The sequence below is a fragment of the Bradyrhizobium sp. PUT101 genome, from assembly GCF_052043945.1.
Classification (GTDB): Bacteria; Pseudomonadota; Alphaproteobacteria; order Rhizobiales; family Xanthobacteraceae; genus Bradyrhizobium.
Genome location: NZ_CP197207.1, coordinates 1,385,451 through 1,402,112, shown reverse-complemented (window position 1 = coordinate 1,402,112; position 16,662 = coordinate 1,385,451). Strand labels below are relative to the sequence as shown.

Annotated in this window: 13 protein-coding genes and 1 pseudogene; 7 read left to right on the top strand and 7 right to left on the bottom strand. The window is 60.1% G+C overall.

Translation table 11 applies throughout. The features are described from left to right. Positions 1–52: 52 nt before the first annotated feature. Positions 53–640, bottom strand: a complete 588-nt coding sequence (locus ACSHT2_RS06790) for a TetR/AcrR family transcriptional regulator (RefSeq protein ID WP_440640910.1) — start codon at positions 638–640, stop codon at positions 53–55. A 147-nt stretch (positions 641–787) separates the two neighbouring features. On the opposite strand from ACSHT2_RS06790, the gene ACSHT2_RS06785 reads away from it, so the two are divergent. The 7 genes and pseudogenes from ACSHT2_RS06785 to ACSHT2_RS06755 all read left to right on the top strand — a co-directional run bounded on the left by ACSHT2_RS06785 (position 788) and on the right by ACSHT2_RS06755 (position 9,255). Then, complete coding sequence (locus ACSHT2_RS06785) at positions 788–1,120, top strand: phasin family protein (protein ID WP_440640909.1); 333 nt, start codon at positions 788–790, stop codon at positions 1,118–1,120. Positions 1,121–1,261: 141 nt separating this feature from the next. Further along, positions 1,262–2,332: an HlyD family secretion protein gene (locus ACSHT2_RS06780; RefSeq protein ID WP_440642789.1), complete on the top strand. Its 1,071-nt coding sequence runs from the start codon at positions 1,262–1,264 to the stop codon at positions 2,330–2,332. Then, positions 2,329–5,139, top strand: a complete 2,811-nt coding sequence (gene rbbA, locus ACSHT2_RS06775) for a ribosome-associated ATPase/putative transporter RbbA (protein WP_440640908.1) — start codon at positions 2,329–2,331, stop codon at positions 5,137–5,139. Before ACSHT2_RS06780 ends, rbbA begins: the two co-directional genes overlap by 4 nt. Positions 5,140–5,141: 2 nt before the next feature. Beyond that, positions 5,142–6,254, top strand: coding sequence for an ABC transporter permease (locus ACSHT2_RS06770; RefSeq protein ID WP_440640907.1), 1,113 nt, complete (start codon positions 5,142–5,144; stop codon positions 6,252–6,254). Positions 6,255–6,342: 88 nt separating this feature from the next. Continuing rightward, positions 6,343–7,366: pseudogene (locus tag ACSHT2_RS06765) on the top strand (MlaE family ABC transporter permease). 2 nt (positions 7,367–7,368) lie between these two features. Beyond that, positions 7,369–8,148 carry an ABC transporter ATP-binding protein gene (locus ACSHT2_RS06760; protein ID WP_440640906.1) on the top strand — a complete coding sequence of 260 codons (780 nt, stop codon included), beginning with the start codon at positions 7,369–7,371 and terminating at the stop codon, positions 8,146–8,148. Between the two features lie 3 nt (positions 8,149–8,151). Further along, positions 8,152–9,255: an ABC-type transport auxiliary lipoprotein family protein gene (locus tag ACSHT2_RS06755; RefSeq protein WP_440640905.1), complete on the top strand. Its 1,104-nt coding sequence runs from the start codon at positions 8,152–8,154 to the stop codon at positions 9,253–9,255. A 527-nt stretch (positions 9,256–9,782) separates the two neighbouring features. Here the strand turns inward: ACSHT2_RS06755 and ACSHT2_RS06750 are convergent. From ACSHT2_RS06750 to ACSHT2_RS06725, 6 genes are all read right to left on the bottom strand, one after another. Continuing rightward, a complete protein-coding gene (locus ACSHT2_RS06750) occupies positions 9,783–11,003 on the bottom strand; it encodes an ABC transporter substrate-binding protein (protein WP_440640904.1) in 1,221 nt (406 codons plus the stop codon). 92 nt (positions 11,004–11,095) lie between these two features. Then, positions 11,096–12,028 carry a 3-keto-5-aminohexanoate cleavage protein gene (locus tag ACSHT2_RS06745; protein ID WP_440640903.1) on the bottom strand — a complete coding sequence of 311 codons (933 nt, stop codon included), beginning with the start codon at positions 12,026–12,028 and terminating at the stop codon, positions 11,096–11,098. Between the two features lie 120 nt (positions 12,029–12,148). Then, on the bottom strand, positions 12,149–13,012 hold the full coding sequence (locus ACSHT2_RS06740) for an efflux RND transporter periplasmic adaptor subunit (RefSeq protein WP_440640902.1): 864 nt from the start codon (positions 13,010–13,012) through the stop codon (positions 12,149–12,151). Further along, positions 13,009–13,221, bottom strand: coding sequence for a DUF1656 domain-containing protein (locus ACSHT2_RS06735; protein WP_440640901.1), 213 nt, complete (start codon positions 13,219–13,221; stop codon positions 13,009–13,011). The genes ACSHT2_RS06740 and ACSHT2_RS06735 overlap by 4 nt, the downstream gene beginning before the upstream one ends. A 4-nt stretch (positions 13,222–13,225) precedes the next feature. Next, positions 13,226–15,310 (bottom strand): FUSC family protein, encoded by a 2,085-nt coding sequence (locus ACSHT2_RS06730; protein ID WP_440640900.1) that lies wholly within the window; start codon positions 15,308–15,310, stop codon positions 13,226–13,228. Continuing rightward, on the bottom strand, positions 15,307–15,786 hold the full coding sequence (locus ACSHT2_RS06725) for a MarR family winged helix-turn-helix transcriptional regulator (protein ID WP_440640899.1): 480 nt from the start codon (positions 15,784–15,786) through the stop codon (positions 15,307–15,309). Before ACSHT2_RS06725 ends, ACSHT2_RS06730 begins: the two co-directional genes overlap by 4 nt. Positions 15,787–16,662: the final 876 nt, after the last annotated feature.

Below are 16,662 nucleotides of genomic sequence, written 5' to 3'. Positions count from 1 at the left end.
TCCTGTCCATATTTGTCGTTGGGCTCATTTGCGGGTCCCTTTTATCTTTGGCTTATGCGCACCGCTTGACAGCGGTAGATTTCATCATGTCCTCAAGGGTCTTTGCGATGAGGCTTTCGAGGTCGCCGCCCTCGGCCTCAAGCAGCGGTGCGACGCCAAGCACGTTCCTCAGAATGCCTACTCCGGCCAGGAATGCGGCGATTAGAGCGGCCCGCCGCGCCGCCGGTTGATCGAGCTTGCTGGCGAGTGGGGTGATGAAATCGTTCAGCATGAAATCCCGCAAGACGGGCGACGCTTCCGGACTTGAAAGCGAGCGGATGATGATGTCGAGAGGGCCGACCTCGTCTCGAGCCTGGGTGGCGTCGCGTGCGAAAACGTGCTTGGCGAGCGTACCGGGGAGGTCGCCCGCGGTGCCGGTGAGAAGGCGGGCGGGGTGCACCGTGGCCTCGACCGCTTCGGCGAAAAGCTGCTCTTTCGAGCCAAAGCAGCGGTGCACGTAAGAAACATCGATGCCGACGTCAGCCGCAATGTCCCGCAGCCCAGTCTGTTCATAGGAATGGCTCGAAAATCGCAGCACTGCAGCATTGAGAATGCGATCGCGCGTGGCGACCTTGGGCTGCACTGCGGACTTACGGCGCATGGAACCTCGCAAGAAATCTATTGCCAGCAACCAATGTCATCTTACTATATACTGAAGTCAACATCTGTTGACTTGGATCAAGTTGCTGTCGTGCGAAGCGCATAAACTTTCATTGCGATAGATTGAAACCGGTAATGGAGAGTTTTCATGGGAATCGAAAAAAATGCGAATGGTGCGCAGTCAGAGGCGGTCAGCTTCCAGTTTCCGGTGCCAGGCAGCACTGAATGGATGAAATCGTTCACTCAGGTGCCGACCGGGCTTTTCGCCTCTAAATGGAAGGATGCGCTTGAGTTTACGGCTTGCTTCCTAAAGGACCAGGCCGATTACGTTACCAAGCTTGCCGAATGCACCGATCCAGCGCAAGTGCTGAAGTGTCAGGCCGAGTTCGCGCAAAAATCCTGGACCAGATGTTGCGACGAAGGATCAAAAATCATCGAAAGCGCGCGTACGAAGCTTTCGTCTGCCATGCCTCCCGCTTAGTTTCCCATCAGTGGGGATTCTCCCAAGTCTTACAATGGCTGAGAGCGTTCGTGATCATTGTCGACCCTGGTCGCTTCTCACTTCTGCGCCAGCGAAGACCATTCGCTGCGCACTGCTCCTAAGCTGGAGGCAGGCTCATCAATGATGAAGACATGGAAGAGTTGGCTTGTTGTCGCCCTCGTCGTGATTGTCGCCGGGGGCGGCTACTATGCTTGGCAGAGATTTGGAAGAAGCGATCTCCCACCGGGGATCGCCAGCGGAAACGGGCGTATCGAAGCGATTGAAATAGACGTTTCGACCAAGACACCTGGGCGGATCAGGGAAATCCTGGTCACTGAGGGCGATTTCGTCACAGCCGGACAAGTGCTCGCCCGCATGGACACGGACCAGTTGGAAGCTCAGCGCCGCCAGGCCGCAGCGCAGTTGCACCGGGCGACTGTCAACGTTGATACCGCCAAGAGCCTCGTCACTCAGCGCGAAGCCGAACGAGAGTCGGCCGTGGCCGTACTGGCGCAGCGCGAAGCGCAGCTAGACAGCGTGGATAGGAAGCTTGCGCGCTCAGAGCAATTGATCAAGACCAGCGCCGTTTCCCAGCAGGTGCTCGACGATGACCGCGCAGCCGCTCAAGGAATGAAGGCCGCAGTCGCTGCGGCCAAAGCCCAGATCGCCGCGTCGGAGGCTGCGATCACCGCCTCCAAGGCTCTGGTCATCGACGCAGGAGCCGCGATTGACGCGGCCCAGGCCGCGGTCGAGAGCATCACCGTCGAAATCAACGACAGCACGCTGAAATCCCCGCGTGATGGGCGTGTGCAATACCGGGTTGCGCAGCCCGGCGAAATGCTTTCCTCCGGAGGGCGAGTTCTCAATCTCGTCGATCTTGGCGATGTCTATATGACGTTCTTCCTGCCGACTGCGCAGGCGGGCCGTGTTGCGATCGGAGCCGATGTTCGTCTGGTGCTAGACGCCGCTCCGCAATACGTGATTCCCGCCAGAGCCACCTTCGTCGCAGACGTTGCCCAGTTCACGCCCAAAACCGTCGAGACCGAAGAAGAGCGCCAGAAGCTCATGTTCCGGGTCAAGGCGCATATTTCGCCGGAACTGCTCCAGAAATATATCAAGCAGGTCAAAACCGGTCTTCCCGGCATGGCCTATGTCCAGCTTGATCCTAAAGCTGAATGGCCGGCGAGCCTCAAGGGAACGCTGATGCAATGAGCGATCGCTCCACCGAAGAAGCGTCTGTTGCTGCGGCGCCCGTGGTGCGCCTGGACGCGGTCGGGCTGACTTACGGCAAAACCGTGGCGCTCGAGGCCGTCACCTTGGACATGCCAGCGGGCCGCATGGTCGGACTGATCGGTCCCGATGGCGTAGGCAAGTCTAGTCTTCTCTCGCTGATTGCTGGTGCGCGCGTCATCCAGGTAGGGCATGTCCAGGTCCTCGGGGGCGATATGGCCGATGCCAGGCATCGGGGGCTTACTTGCCCGCGCATCGCTTACATGCCGCAGGGGCTCGGCAAGAATCTTTATCCCACGCTGTCCGTCTTCGAGAATGTCGACTTCTTCGGCCGCCTGTTCGGGCACAACAAGCGCGAGCGGGAGCGCCGAATCAAGGAGCTTCTGCAAAACACGGGGCTCGCTCCGTTCGCGGATCGGCCAGCGGGCAAACTCTCGGGCGGCATGAAGCAGAAGCTCGGCCTGTGCTGCGCACTTATCCACGATCCTGATCTTCTGATCCTCGACGAACCAACGACGGGCGTCGATCCACTGTCGCGCCGGCAGTTCTGGGAATTGATCGACGATATCCGCAGCAAGCGTGCGGGCATGAGCGTCATTGTTGCCACAGCGTACATGGAGGAGGCCGCCGGTTTCGACTGGCTGGTGGCGATGGACGCCGGCCGGGTGCTCGCTACCGGCGCGCCGGCGGAGCTGCTCCGGCAGACCGGCGCGGCCACGCTCGACGCGGCTTTCATTGCCCTGCTCCCCGAAGAAGAACGCCGAGGCTACTCGGAGGTGGTGATCCCGCCCCGATCCGCGGATCTCGACGGCGATGTCGCCATCGAGGCCGAGCATCTCACCATGCGCTTCGACGATTTCATCGCCGTCGATGATGTGAGCTTCCGCATCGAGCGCGGTGAAATCTTTGGCTTTCTCGGCTCCAACGGCTGCGGCAAGACAACGACAATGAAAATGCTGACCGGACTTTTGCCGGCCAGTGAAGGCAATGCGAAGCTGTTCGGGCACGAGATCGATCCGAACGATATGGATGTCCGTCGCCGTGTCGGTTACATGTCGCAGGCCTTCTCGCTTTATTCCGAGCTTACGGTACAACAGAACCTCGATCTGCACGCGCGTTTATTCGGCATGTCTTCCGAAGCCATTCCCGCGCGGATCGAAGAAATGGCGCAGCGTTTCGATCTCGACGATGTCATGGATTCGCTACCCGATCCTTTGCCCCTCGGAATCCGCCAGCGCCTGTCGCTTGCCGTGGCGATGATCCATTCACCCGATATGTTGATCCTTGACGAGCCGACTTCCGGCGTCGATCCGGTGGCGCGCGACGGTTTCTGGCAGATCCTCTCGGACCTTTCTCGCAAGGACAACGTCACCATTTTCATTTCGACGCATTTCATGAATGAAGCAGAGCGCTGCGATCGCATTTCGCTCATGCATGCGGGCAGGGTGCTTGTCAGCGACACGCCTGCCAGAATTGTCGAAGGGCGGTCTGCCAGCAACCTCGAAGAGGCTTTCGTCGCCTATCTGGAAGACGCGATCGGCGAGGCGGAAAGAAATGTGACACCAAAGGCCGGGCCGGCGGCGACGTCTACGGCCGCAGCAGTGCCCGACGAAGCAATGTCTGCCGGCAATAAGGCCGCGTCGCAGGGCCCGACGAAGCGGCTCTTCGATCTCCGCCGCATGTTAGCCTACACAATGCGAGAGACGCTTGAACTGCGCCGCGATCCGATCCGCGCCACGCTCGCTACCGTCGGCAGCGTCATCCTAATGTTCGTCATGGGTTACGGCATCAATATCGATATCGAGAACCTGACTTTCGCCGCTCTAGATCGCGACGACACAACCATCAGCCGCGATTACATCCTGCAGATCGCCGGTTCGCGCTATTTTACGGAAAAGCCGGCCATTATTGACTACGCCGATCTCGACCGACGCATGCGTAGCGGCGAACTGAGCCTGGCGATTGAAATACCGCCTGGATTCGGGCGTGACGTGGCCCGCGGCCGCAACGTCGAAATCGGCGCCTGGATCGACGGCGCCATGCCCACCAGGGCAGAGACCGTCCGCGGCTATGTGCAGGGGATGCACGCGATCTGGCTGACGCAGAAAGCGCGCGAGTTGTATGGCGACGCCGCAACTCTCGGCAATTTCCGGCTGGAGCTGCGTTACCGGTATAACCCCGACATCAAGAGTCTCGTTGCCATGGCACCGGCGGTGATCCCACTCCTCCTGATGATGATACCGGCCATGCTGGCGGTGCTCAGCGTGGTTCGGGAGAAAGAACTCGGATCAATCATCAATTTCTATGCAACTCCGGTCACGCGGCTCGAATTCCTCATCGGCAAGCAGATTCCCTATGTTGCGCTTGCCATGCTGAACTCCTTCCTGCTGGCCGCCTTCGCCATCTTCGCGTTTCGCGTGCCGTTTACTGGAAGCCTTCTCACCTTCACATGCGGCGCATTTCTCTACGTCGTTGTCGCCACGAGCATGGGGCTCGTCCTCTCGACGTTCATGAGCAGTCAGATCGCCGCCATTTTCGGGACCGCGCTCCTGACCTTGATTCCCGCCATCCAGTATTCGGGGCTGATTGACCCAGTGTCGTCGCTTCAGGGGTTCGGCGCCATCATTGGGCGAATCTACCCGGCCACCTATTTTGTCAACATCACGCGGGGCACGTTCTCGAAAGGACTCGGCTTTGCTGAATTGTGGGATTCGTTTCTGCCGCTGCTCATTACCATTCCGGTCTTGCTGGGTCTCGGCGCAGCTCTCCTCAAGAAACAGGCGAACTGAGCATGCGTCTGGCCAATATTCTCCAACTCGGCGTCAAGGAACTGCGGGGCCTCGTCCGGGATCCGATCCTGATGGTCCTGATCGGCTACGCCTTCACGTTCTCCATCTATACAGCATCGAAAGCGATACCCGAGACCCTCAACCATGCGGCGATCGCCGTGGTCGACGAGGATCAGTCACCGGTGTCGTCCCGGATCATCACTGCATTCAATCCGCCATATTTTTCGATACCCAGGCTCATCACACAGCGAGAGATGGACAGCCGCATGGACGCCGGTCTCGACACTTTCGCGCTCGACATTCCGCCGGATTTCCAACGCGACCTTCTGGCGCGCAAATCGCCGACCATCCAGCTCAACATCGACGCGACCCGTATGTCGCAGGCCTTTACCGGCGGAGGCTATATCCAATCCATCGTGTCGAGCGAAGTTAGTGAGTTTTTGAACCACTATCGCGGCACGACCACTGTGCCGGTCGACCTGGCGCTGCGCGCGCGTTTTAACCCGCAGCTTAACAAGGGCTGGTTTGGCGCCATCAATCAGGTCATCACCTCTATCACGATGCTGTCGATCATCCTGACCGGCGCCGCGCTGATCCGAGAGCGAGAGCACGGCACCATCGAACATCTGCTAGTTATGCCGGTCACGCCGTTCGAGATCATGGCGAGCAAGATCTGGTCGATGGGCCTCGTCGTTCTCGTCGCTTCCAGCGTAGCCCTACTGCTGGTCGTCCAGGGCCTCCTGTCCGTCCCGATCAGAGGTTCGATGACGCTGTTTCTCCTGGGTGCGACGCTGCATCTGTTCGCCACGACCTGCATGGGCATCTTCCTTGCGACTATGGCGGGCACTATGCCGCAGTTCGGCCTGCTACTGATGCTCACTCTTCTACCACTACAGGCATTGTCAGGCGCCGTGACACCGCGCGAAAGCATGCCCGAGATCATCCAGAACATCATGCTCGCTGCGCCCAATACCCACTTCGTGATGCTGGCACAGTCTGTCCTGTTCCGAGGCGCCGGCATTGATGTCGTCTGGCCGCAGCTCCTGGCACTGCTCGGAATTGGAGCAACACTTTTCGTTCTGTCGCTCCGGCGCTTCAGGCAGTTCTTGAGGTAGCGCAAGAACAAGTACTTCGCATGCACAAGCATTCTGGATGCGACATAGAAGGTCGCCGAAAGCCACTTCACTCAAAGGGATAAGAATTTTGGCAACTGCACCTCAGTTAATGGCTACGCCATCGGGCGACGTGCTTGAGCTACGCCCGGGCGGCTCGTGGACCGCGGCCAATGTGACCGTCTTGGAAAACCTCTCGAACGGTGTTGCGGCCGAGCTTGAGCGCTCGCGGGCCGTGAAGCTCAACATGGCCGGCGTCACCGAACTCGACACGCTTGGCGCCTGGTTGCTCGAGAAGATTACGACGCGCTCCTCGTGCCGAAATGGTCGGCGTGCCCGACAACTATGCCGGCCTGATCGAGGAGGTTCGTCAGGTCAACCGCCACAACCCGGCGCCGGCGCCGGCTCAAAACCCCGTCGTGGCCAAGGTCGGTGACATCGGTCGCGCCGCCATCGGTTCGATGGAGGACGTGACGGTTTTCCTGCAGATGCTGGGTTTGCTGTTTTGGGCGTTTGCCGGCGTGCTGCGCCGGCCGCGATCGTTGCGCCTGACCTCGCTGGTCTATCAGCTGTATCGGGTCGGCTTTCGGGCGATCCCGATCATCGTGCTGATCACGTTCCTGATCGGGGCGATTATTGCGCAGCAGGGCTTCTTCCACTTCCGGAAATTCGGTGCGGAATCCTATACCGTCGACATGGTGGGCATCCTGGTGCTGCGCGAACTCGGCGTGTTGATCGTCGCCATCATGGTGGCGGGTCGTTCGGGCAGCGCCTACACCGCCGAACTCGCGCTGCCTATCCTGGCCTTCATCGGCTCGATGGCGGCGCTTTATGGCGGCGGCCTGGTGGCCGAATTCTATGGCGGCATGGGGCCGGCGATCTTCATCGCGCGATTGCATGAGGCGGTCTCGGTGACCAGCTTTCAGGTCGGCATCACCAAGGCACCGTTCATGGCGCTGGCGATCGGCATCGTCGCCTGCAGCGAGGGACTGCGGGTGAAGGGCAGCGCCGAGTCGCTCGGCAAGCAGACCACGACGTCCGTCGTCAAATCGATCTTTCTTGTGATCGTGCTCGACGGGCTGTTCGCGGTGTTCTTTGCATCGATCGGAATGTAGCGATGCAGGAACAGGATGTGCAGTTCGCCATCCGTGTCCACGATCTCGTGGTTGGATTCGGCAGGCACCTCGTGATCGATCATCTCACGCTGGACGTCCGAAAGGGCGAGATCCTAGGGCTGGTCGGCGCTTCCGGCGGCGGCAAGTCGGTATTGATGCGAACCATTATCGGCCTCATTCCGCGGCAGAGCGGGGAGATCGAGGTGATGGGCAACGCGATCGGGCGCAGCGAGGACCGCAGTACCCAGAGCGCCGCGGGCCGATGGGGCATCCTATTCCAGCAGGGCGCGCTGTTCTCTTCGCTCACCGTGCGGCAGAACATCCAGTTTCCGTTGCGCGAGAACCTCCTGCTGTCTCAAGCGTTGATGGACGAGATTGCGACCGCGAAACTCGAAATGGTCGGGCTGACCGCGGAGGACGGCGACAAGTTTCCGTCCGAACTGTCGGGCGGGATGACAAAACGCGTAGCGCTGGCACGTGCGCTCGCGCTCGATCCCGCGATCGTATTTCTCGACGAGCCGACCTCGGGACTCGACCCGATCGCGGCCGGCGATTTCGACGCCCTGATCAAGACATTGCAGAACACGCTGGGGCTGACGGTGTTCATGGTCACCCATGACCTCGCCAGCCTCAATACTGTTTGTGACCGCGTCGCGGCGCTCGCGGACGGCAAGATCGTCGCCATCGGACCGATGCGCGAGCTCCTTCAATCCGAGCATCCCTGGGTACGGGCCTATTTTCACGGCAAGCGCTCCCAGATGCTGCAGCCAAAAGCGAGTTGAGAAATGGAAACCCGCGCTCCCTTCGTCGTTGTCGGCGCCTTCGTGCTGGCCGCCATCGTCGCCGTGTTCGGCTTCGTCTACTGGCTGGAAAACAGCGCCGGCCTCGGTCGGCGCGCGACCTACCACGTTCAGTTCGAAGGCTCGGTGCCCGGCCTTCTGGTCGGCGCCGCCGTGCTGTTCAACGGCATCCGGGTCGGTGAAGTCACCGAACTCGGACTTGCGCCCGACAACCCGCGTGGCGTCAACGCGACGATCTCGGTGGCGTCAACGACCCCGGTGCGATCCGATACCACGGTCGGCCTGGAATTTCAGGGGCTGACCGGCGTTCCCGTTATCGCGCTGGAAGGTGGCAAGCTCGTCGCGAATTCCGGCCCGGTGCCGACCTTGAAGGCGGAGCCGGGAGCGGGGCAGGGCATGACCCAAGCCGCCCGCGATGCCTTGCGCAAGGTCGACACCGTGCTGAGCGAGAATTCGGACTCGCTGAAGGACACCATCGCGAATTTCAAGGTGTTCTCGGAGGGGCTGGCGCGCAACACCGGCAAGCTCGACGGCATCGTCGCCGGCCTCGAGCGAATGACCGGCGCCACGCCAGCGCCGCAAAAGATCACCCACGATCTTATTGCGCCCAACAATCTCGGTCCCGCGAACAAGACGTTGAAGGGATCCCTGGCAATTCCCGAGCCTACCGCGGTGGCGATGCTCGAGACGCAGCGCTTCCTGTTCCAGCCGGCCGGCGATTACCCGGAATTCAACGAGACGATGTGGGCCGATGCCATTCCAAAATTGCTGCAGGCCCGCCTGATCGAAGGCTTTGAGAACTACGACCTGGCGCATGCGCCGTTGCGCAATGCCGATGTCGGGCAGGCGGACTACCAGATGCTGATCGATGTCCGGCGTCTTCGGATTTCCGTGGAGTCCGAACCGGCGGCCCAGATCGGCTTGTCGGTGAAGCTTGTCGACAAGAACGGAACGGTCGTCGCGTCGCGCCTGTTCGAAGAGAATGAAAAGCTCGCCAAGCTCGATCCGCCGGTGGCGGTGGCCGCCTTCAACGTGGCGTTCGGCCGAATGGCAAAAGACATGATCGCCTGGACCGTGCAGGCGCTGTAGGAGCGCCGGCCGACGGACGGTCACGGACTAGCGGCCGCGACGGATCGCTCTGCAGCCACTTTGTCTGCGATCTATGCGAACCTCAGCTGGGAGCATCCACCATCGTTGGAAGCCTACAGCCGAGATATACAACTCACGGCACCTCGTGGTTGGGCAATCGACCGGGGCGAGTGGTATGTCGGGGTGACGAGCATCTCGGCTCCTATCGATGATGGAGCCGTTAAGCCGCAGTTTTCGATGGGAGTCCTGTTGTTGGCGAACCGGGCGGCCCAGATCGATGTCAACGTAATCGACGAAGATCTCCGCGATCCCTGCGCCGCCATATCTGCCGCTTTATATCCGCGGCTGCCATCCTTTGATTGAGTCTGACGACAACTATCACAATTGGCAAATCAGGCTTGACGGAAAGATTCGCAGGTCGATCGAAGGACGTATCGGCGCGAGTCCTGCGGGCGCCGAAGCAATCCGGTTCGTCCGCATGATCTCCGGGTTGCTCAGCTCGCCCGCAAACCCCCGAGTCGGGTCTTCTATTTCTTCAGAAGCGGACAGGCGCTTTCCGCGAGAGGAAGAAAGGCCTGGTCCGCGGGTATCGTTGCCACGAGGTTGTAGTAATCCCACGGGCCCTTGGATTCGGACGGCTTTTTGACCTGGAACAGATAAGCCGGATGCAGCGCGCGGCCGTTCGGCTGAATGCTGCCTTTGCCGAACAACGCGTCGTCGGTCGGGATCGCTTTCATCTGGGCGACGACCTTGGCGCCATCATGAGGATTGGTGCGGAGCGTTTCGAGCGCTTTGAAATAGTGCAGCAACCCACTGTAGACACCAGCATGGGCCATCGAGGGCATCGGGTGCTTCGAAGCGCGTTCCTGAAAGCGCTTGGAGAATGCGCGGGTCTGGTCGTTCAAATCCCAATAAAAGGTCTCGGTCAGGTTCAGGCCTTGCGCGGCATTCAGCCCGAGAGCGTGAACATCGGGAATGAACATCAGCAGAGCCGCGAGCTTCTGTCCGCCGTCCGTGATGCCGAACTCCGAAGCTTGCTTGATCGCGTTGGTCAGGTCTCCGCCGGCGTTGGCCAGCCCTATGACTTTAGCCTTCGAGGCCTGGGCCTGCAGAAGAAATGATGAGAAATCGGACGAGTTCAGCGGGTGCTTGACGCTGCCCAGCACCTTGCCGCCAGCAGCGGTGACGGCGTTCGCCGTGTCGCGTTCGAGCGCGGCGCCAAAGGCATAGTCCGCGGTCAGAAAGAACCAGCTGTCTCCTCCACTCTTCGCGATCGCGGTGCCCGTGCCGTGGGCGAGCATATAAGTATCGTAGGTCCAATGGACCGTGTTCGGTGAACACTGTGCATTCGTCAGATCGGAACTGCCTCCGCCGGAAACGATGAATACGCCGTTCTTCTCCTTGACAATATTGTTGACCGCCAGCGCCACGCCCGAATTCGGGACATCGACGATGACGTCGACATTGTCGACGTCAAACCACTTCCTTGCGATGGTTGCTCCGACGTCGGGCTTGTTGAGATGATCACCGGAGGTCAGATCGATCTTCCAACCCTTTGCCAGCAGACCCGAATCCTCAATGGCCATCTGGGCCGCAAGCATCGAACCTGGCCCGGTCAGATCGGCATAGACGCCGGATTGATCGCTCAGCGCGCCGATTTTGACATTCTTGTCCTGCGCCCAAACACCCGATGCCACCCCGAGTGAAAGGAAGGCGGCCCCGGCGAAGGCAAATGCCAATCGTCTCATTTTATTCTCCTTGTTCTTGAACTGTTGTTAATTCGAACATCTGCACCCGCCGGCTTCGCTTGAATGGGCATCCTGTCCGGCGCGCATTTCTTCTAGAAGGCGACTTGGTCACCTCCCTTTAAATCGAGAAGCGCGCGCGCTTCATCCGGCGAGGCGATCTCGAGCCCCAGTCCCTCGATTACCTTCCGGATGGCCGCAACCTGCTGCGCATTGGTCTCGGCGAGTTTGCCTCGGCCGATCCAGAGGGAATCCTCAAGTCCGACCCGCACGTTGCCGCCCAGCGCGGCAGCCATCGTGGCGATTGGCATCTGATTGCGGCCGGCGCCGAGCACGGACCACTTGTAGTCACTGCCGAAGAGACGATCGGCTGTCCGCTTCATATGCATGACATCTTCGTGGTGCGCGCCGATTCCACCGAGCAATCCGAAAACCGTCTGAACGAACAGTGGTGGCTTCACCAGGCCACGTTGGAGGAAGTGATGCAGATTGTAGAGATGAGAAGTGTCATAGCATTCGAACTCGAAGCGCGTGCCGGATCTGGACATCGTGGTCAGAGCGTACTCGATCTCCTTGAACGAGTTCCGGAAGACGAGGTCGCGGGACGCCTCCAGCATCTCCGGTTCCCAGGCATATTTGAACTCGCTGTAGCGCTGAAGCATCGGAAACAAGCCGAAATTCATTGATCCCATGTTGAGGGACGCGACCTCGGGAAGGAAGGTCGATGCGGGCCTCAGACGCTCTTCCACCGACATAAAGGGGCTTCCGCCGGTGGTCAGATTGACGATGCAGTTAGAGCCCTGCTTGATGATCTTCAGGAACGGTTCGAAGGCTGCGGGGCTTTGATCCGGCTTGCCGTTTCTTGGTTCGCGTGCATGCAGGTGAATAATCGCGGCGCCGGCCTGCGCCGCGCCGATCGCAGCGTCGGCGATCTCCTCGGCTGTCACGGGAAGATAGGGCGACATCGTCGGCGTGTGGATTGAGCCGGTGACGGCACAGGTGATGATGACCTTGTTGGATGTGGACATGCGTTGTTCCTTTTGTTGATCTGGCGAGCAGGAAAAATCTGCACGTGAAACCACCTGAGCGAGGAGGGCTGCCCCCTCGTCCTGTTGACAGTCGGCGCGAATCAGCAACCGATCGCCGCATCATTGGCTCTCTTCGACACGCACTGTTGCGGTTTGCCCAACAACCAGTCTTTCCGCAGCAGAAGCGTCGAGCTTGATGCGGACGGGGATACGCTGGGCGAGACGGACCCACGTGAACGTGGGGTTGATATTGGCCAGCAGACTGGAACTGTCCGAGCGCTCCCTGTCCTCTATTCCGCCGGCAATGCTCTCGATGCAGCCGTGGAGCACGCCGGATCGGCCCATTAGGTAGATTGAAGCGCGGTCGCCGATACGAACCCGGGGAAGTTTAGTTTCCTCAAAATAGCCTTCCACCCGGATTGAATCGGTGTTGATCAACGCCAAGACCGATTTGCCGGTAGATGCATAGTCGCCAGGCTGAAGGGACAGGTTGGATATGACTCCATTGACGGGGGCTCTCACCTCAGACCGGGCGAGATTAAGCTTGGCGAGAGCGAGGTCGGCCAGAGCCTGTTGGTACGCTGCCTCGGCCTGATCGGCAGCGGTGGTTGCCTGCTCGACTTGCTGGCGCGACGCAAATTCCTTGAGAGTCCGCGCGCGCGCCAGCTCGCGTTGGGATTGATCCATGGCTGCTTGACGGCCGGACACCGCAGCTTCGGCCTGTTTTTCTGCGATCTGGAATCTGTTGCGATCTACCTGGAAGAGCACGTCGCCCCGATGGACGGCGCTATTGTCCCTGACGAGAACCTGCTCCACGAGTCCTGAAACATCAGGCGCGACCTGAACGACGTCTGCCCGCACATGGGCATCACGTGTCCACGGTGTGTTCATATAGTAGTCCCACAATCCGTACGCGACGAATGCAGCAGCCGTTGCGACAGCCAGGGTCAGGATGATCCGTCCAGTACTTGCGAGATATTTCATTGGCTGATCAGGTTGGAGGCGAGTGAGAAGAGCGCCCCGAGGACGAGCACGTAGATGGAAAGATCGAACAGGGCACGATGCCAGACCAGCGCGTAGAATCCTGCCCGGCTTGCGAAGTATCGGATGCCCAAGGTCACGACATGCGCCGCCAGCATCAGTCCGAAGAAACCAGGCAAGTAAACTCCGTAGAGATCGAGCTCCAAAGGCATGGGTCTACTCGGCAGCCACCGGCATCAGATGCAGCGCATCCCGACGAGCGGTTCCAGGGGCATCGTCAGTCGGACCTATCGCCAGGGGAAAGAGGGCACGCCTTAGCCCGACCAGCGGGTCCAATGATGTGCGAAGGAGTTGCCCCTGCTGGACATGCAGGACCACACGCAGCGCCCGATCGATGTCGTGCAGCAGAGCTTCGGGTGCTGGCAGTCTTTCACCCTCAGCCGCGCATTGGCGGAAATATTCGGCTATGCCTTGAAGCAGGGAGTCGATGAGCGCCCTGACGTCACCTGGTAGCGCCCTACGATTCCGCTGCAAGGCGAGGACATTGTAACCTATTCTCAATTCCGCCAGGCCGTCCACTCCTCTGAGCGACGAGGTCTCGTCTGAAGCAAGTCGCGGCACAAGCTGTCCCAGCCGATCAAGCATGCGACCGGTCAACCTCGCATGGTCGGGCGCGTGCGTCCCTGCTGCCAGTTCGGCCAGATCATCCCAGCCGGCCCGAATGAGACGTCGAGCGGCAAGCTCGGCCCCGAACGGTCTCGTGACCAGTGTCCATATCAGGGCGAAGAGAACGCCTGCGCCGATCGCAATTCCTCCCTCCGCGTAGGATATGAAATCCGCGCTGTAACGGCCCTGCAGTGCAAGATCGCCTGCGAGATTTGTCGCCAGCAGAAGAGTGATGAGCGACAGTTCCGGCCGCGGTATGAACGCGCCGATCAAGAGGAACGGCGGCGCGAGCACCAATGCAAGCAGCTCGAAGTCGTTGACGTACGGCAGGATGACAAAAACATAGATGCTTGTCAGGACAGAGGTGACACAGCACCAGATGAGCATGGCACGCACGAAAGGGGCGGGCCGATCCACGCCACCAAAAAAACAGCATGCGATGGCGACGAACGCGACCGCGTTTGCGCCGCCGGACCATCCGCTCCAGATCCAGAGCAAGCCCGCCGTGAAGGTCGCCAATATCGTCGAGGCGACGGAAAACAGCATGAGACCTTGGTCGTAGTGCTGTTCACGTGCGACAATTGGACGGTGACGGAGCATCGGCCGCCAGCGGGCGGAAGCCCGTCCTAGGCGGATTTGCTTCTGCAAGATCAGGCAATCCTGCCAGAGATCGATCAACTCACCGAGCCTGGCAACGAGGCTCAGGCGAATAAGTCCAGGCCAAAGGTGGGGGTCTCCGACGGGCGGCTTGAGATCACTCAGGCCCGCCCGAAGCCGATCGGGGATTTGCGGGTCGGCGGTCTCGGAGGGAGCCTTGAGCCAGGCCGCGATGCATCCGGTCAGCGCCTGCAAATCCGGCGGGAGTTCTTTCAATTCGAGCTTGAGGGCATGGAGGCGATCGGCGATCGAAGAAAGGATGGGCAGGAGAAAGAGCAGGCGTCCTCTCAGCTCCTCCGCATGCCGCCTGACATCGCGTGTGCCGGCGTCGTGGGCGAGCTGGCTGATCAAGGCGGCAAGCGGCGATATGTCGGCGGCGAGTTGCTGGCGAGCGAGGGGCGTAAAGTGTTCCGCGCCACCGGCAAGTAGAATTTCCCGAGTCCAGGCGCCAGCGTCGCTCAACCATTTCGTGATACGCGCATTGAGCGCCGAGCCGACGCTCACTGGAAACACCGTTGTCCCGATGGCGGCGGTCACGACGATGCCGACAGTAATTTCCTCGGTTCGCGCCACGGCGACATCGAAGATGGACTCGGGCGCGCCAACGCTCGGCAAAGCGATCAGCGGCAAGGTGTAGCCGGCCAGCAAGAACACATAGTTGCGCGGCGTCCGGTCGTGAAGCGCTATGTAAAGGAATGTGCCAGCCCAGGCTGCAATCGCGAATGTCAGAAGTTCGGGCGCGTTGACGAGCAGCGGCACAAGGATGACGGTACCGGTGGCGCCAAGAAGCGTCCCCAGCGTGCGATCAAGCGCTTTCGAAACCGTCGCGCCGGAAATGGGATTGGCCACGACATAGACGGCCGTCATCGCCCAATACGGCCGCGGCAAGCCAAAGGCTAACGCGATGTAAAGGGCCAGCATCGCAGCCATGTAGGTTTTGGCCGAGAAGAGCCAGTCTCGCCGGGTCGGCAAAATCATGGCGTCAGTTCCGGGTCGGGCAGGACAGCCAGCGCGCGAAAACCTCCAGCGGCGTGATCAAGGACCGCGAAGACCCTCAAGGCGGCTTCCACGTCAGCGTCAGGTATGTCTCCAAGAACACGCTCCCTCAAGTTGGAGAGAGCAGCCTCTATCTGTTCTGCCAGTTGTTCTCCGGCAGGCGTTAGCCAGATGAGATTGGCGCGCCGGTCGTCAGGATCGGGTCTCCGTTCGATCAGGCCGATCGCGCCGAGCTCGTCCAATAGCCGCACGACGGAAGTCCCTCGTATGCCGACATAGCTGGCCAAGATCACTTGCCGCACGCCTCCGCCGAGACGCCGCACCCAGATCAGCGTCGCGGCGCGTGCCTCCGAAATGTCGTGCGCCGCAAGGACTTGCTGGGCGAGGCGGCGCCACTGCCGGCCGGCCAGAAGCAGGGACGAAGTCAGGCGAAAGCGCGGGTTTTCGATGTTATCCACGACAAGATAATTCACATACTAATGATCCGTATGCAATCTATCTCTCGAAAAAGACTTCTTCTCTCGCTTGGTACAGCGCACCGGCGTCATTCGTTCAGGCGCCCTGCTTGGCGGGGTTCATTCCACTATTGTTGGATTTAGGCCCACACAGGCACGCGATAGCCGCCGCCAATCGCCGAACGGGCGGCATGAGATGTGGTGTCTCCAAAGTTCGGATACCTCGTACCGGGTTCGGTAAGAAGCTGTTGTTGGGTGATCCTTCCAGCCCCTCTGGAGCCGATGTCGGAATGAGGCGGAATGCCATTGACAGAAACAAAACGATACGGTACTGTTTTGTTTGTAAAATGGTTGCAGAAGGCCCCCTGATTGCAAACTTCGTTTGTCGCAACAGTCCACCCGCCGGCTTGCGCCGTCCGGCCGACCGATCGGGACTTTTCCAGGTGGGGCGCCTTCTCTTTTCAAGAGGGGTGGCAAGCGCTGGCGGTGTGCGCGGCCATGAAGCGCACGCTGCTGTATGCTGGCTGGAGTGAGCAGTCGCCGTGAGCGACACCATTGATCGGCGCGGGGCAGGCTTGACGTAGGAAGGGCCGTACGTGCGAGGAAGTACCGAGCGACAAACACAGAAGATCGACCATAGCAAGCAAGAGAGCCATCGCTTTGGAAGCTACGAAACACCACAGCAGGTCAGACGGTTGATCATCGGTCTCGCGATTGTGCTGATCTTCAATGTCGCGTCCGCCGCGGAAGCCGAAGACAGGCAAGGGACGTTGGAGGAGCGAGAAGCTTGTACACCGGATGTGTTCCGCCTCTGTAGCAGCTACATACCAAGTGTGGACCGCATCGTCGTATGCCTCAAGGAGAACCTCCAGAGCTTGA

Bases quoted from the DNA above. Each gene is read 5' to 3' on its own strand.
- ACSHT2_RS06780 (WP_440642789.1), top strand. From the start codon at position 1,262: ATGATGAAGACATGGAAGAGTTGGCTTGTTGTCGCCCTCGTCGTGATT.
- ACSHT2_RS06770 (WP_440640907.1), top strand. From the start codon at position 5,142: ATGCGTCTGGCCAATATTCTCCAACTCGGCGTCAAGGAACTGCGGGGC.
- ACSHT2_RS06785 (WP_440640909.1), top strand. From the start codon at position 788: ATGGGAATCGAAAAAAATGCGAATGGTGCGCAGTCAGAGGCGGTCAGC.
- rbbA (WP_440640908.1), top strand. From the start codon at position 2,329: ATGAGCGATCGCTCCACCGAAGAAGCGTCTGTTGCTGCGGCGCCCGTG.
- ACSHT2_RS06755 (WP_440640905.1), top strand. From the start codon at position 8,152: ATGGAAACCCGCGCTCCCTTCGTCGTTGTCGGCGCCTTCGTGCTGGCC.
- ACSHT2_RS06750 (WP_440640904.1), bottom strand. From the start codon at position 11,003: ATGAGACGATTGGCATTTGCCTTCGCCGGGGCCGCCTTCCTTTCACTC.
- ACSHT2_RS06740 (WP_440640902.1), bottom strand. From the start codon at position 13,012: ATGAAATATCTCGCAAGTACTGGACGGATCATCCTGACCCTGGCTGTC.
- ACSHT2_RS06745 (WP_440640903.1), bottom strand. From the start codon at position 12,028: ATGTCCACATCCAACAAGGTCATCATCACCTGTGCCGTCACCGGCTCA.
- ACSHT2_RS06735 (WP_440640901.1), bottom strand. From the start codon at position 13,221: ATGCCTTTGGAGCTCGATCTCTACGGAGTTTACTTGCCTGGTTTCTTC.
- ACSHT2_RS06790 (WP_440640910.1), bottom strand. From the start codon at position 640: ATGCGCCGTAAGTCCGCAGTGCAGCCCAAGGTCGCCACGCGCGATCGC.
- ACSHT2_RS06730 (WP_440640900.1), bottom strand. From the start codon at position 15,310: ATGATTTTGCCGACCCGGCGAGACTGGCTCTTCTCGGCCAAAACCTAC.
- ACSHT2_RS06760 (WP_440640906.1), top strand. From the start codon at position 7,369: ATGCAGGAACAGGATGTGCAGTTCGCCATCCGTGTCCACGATCTCGTG.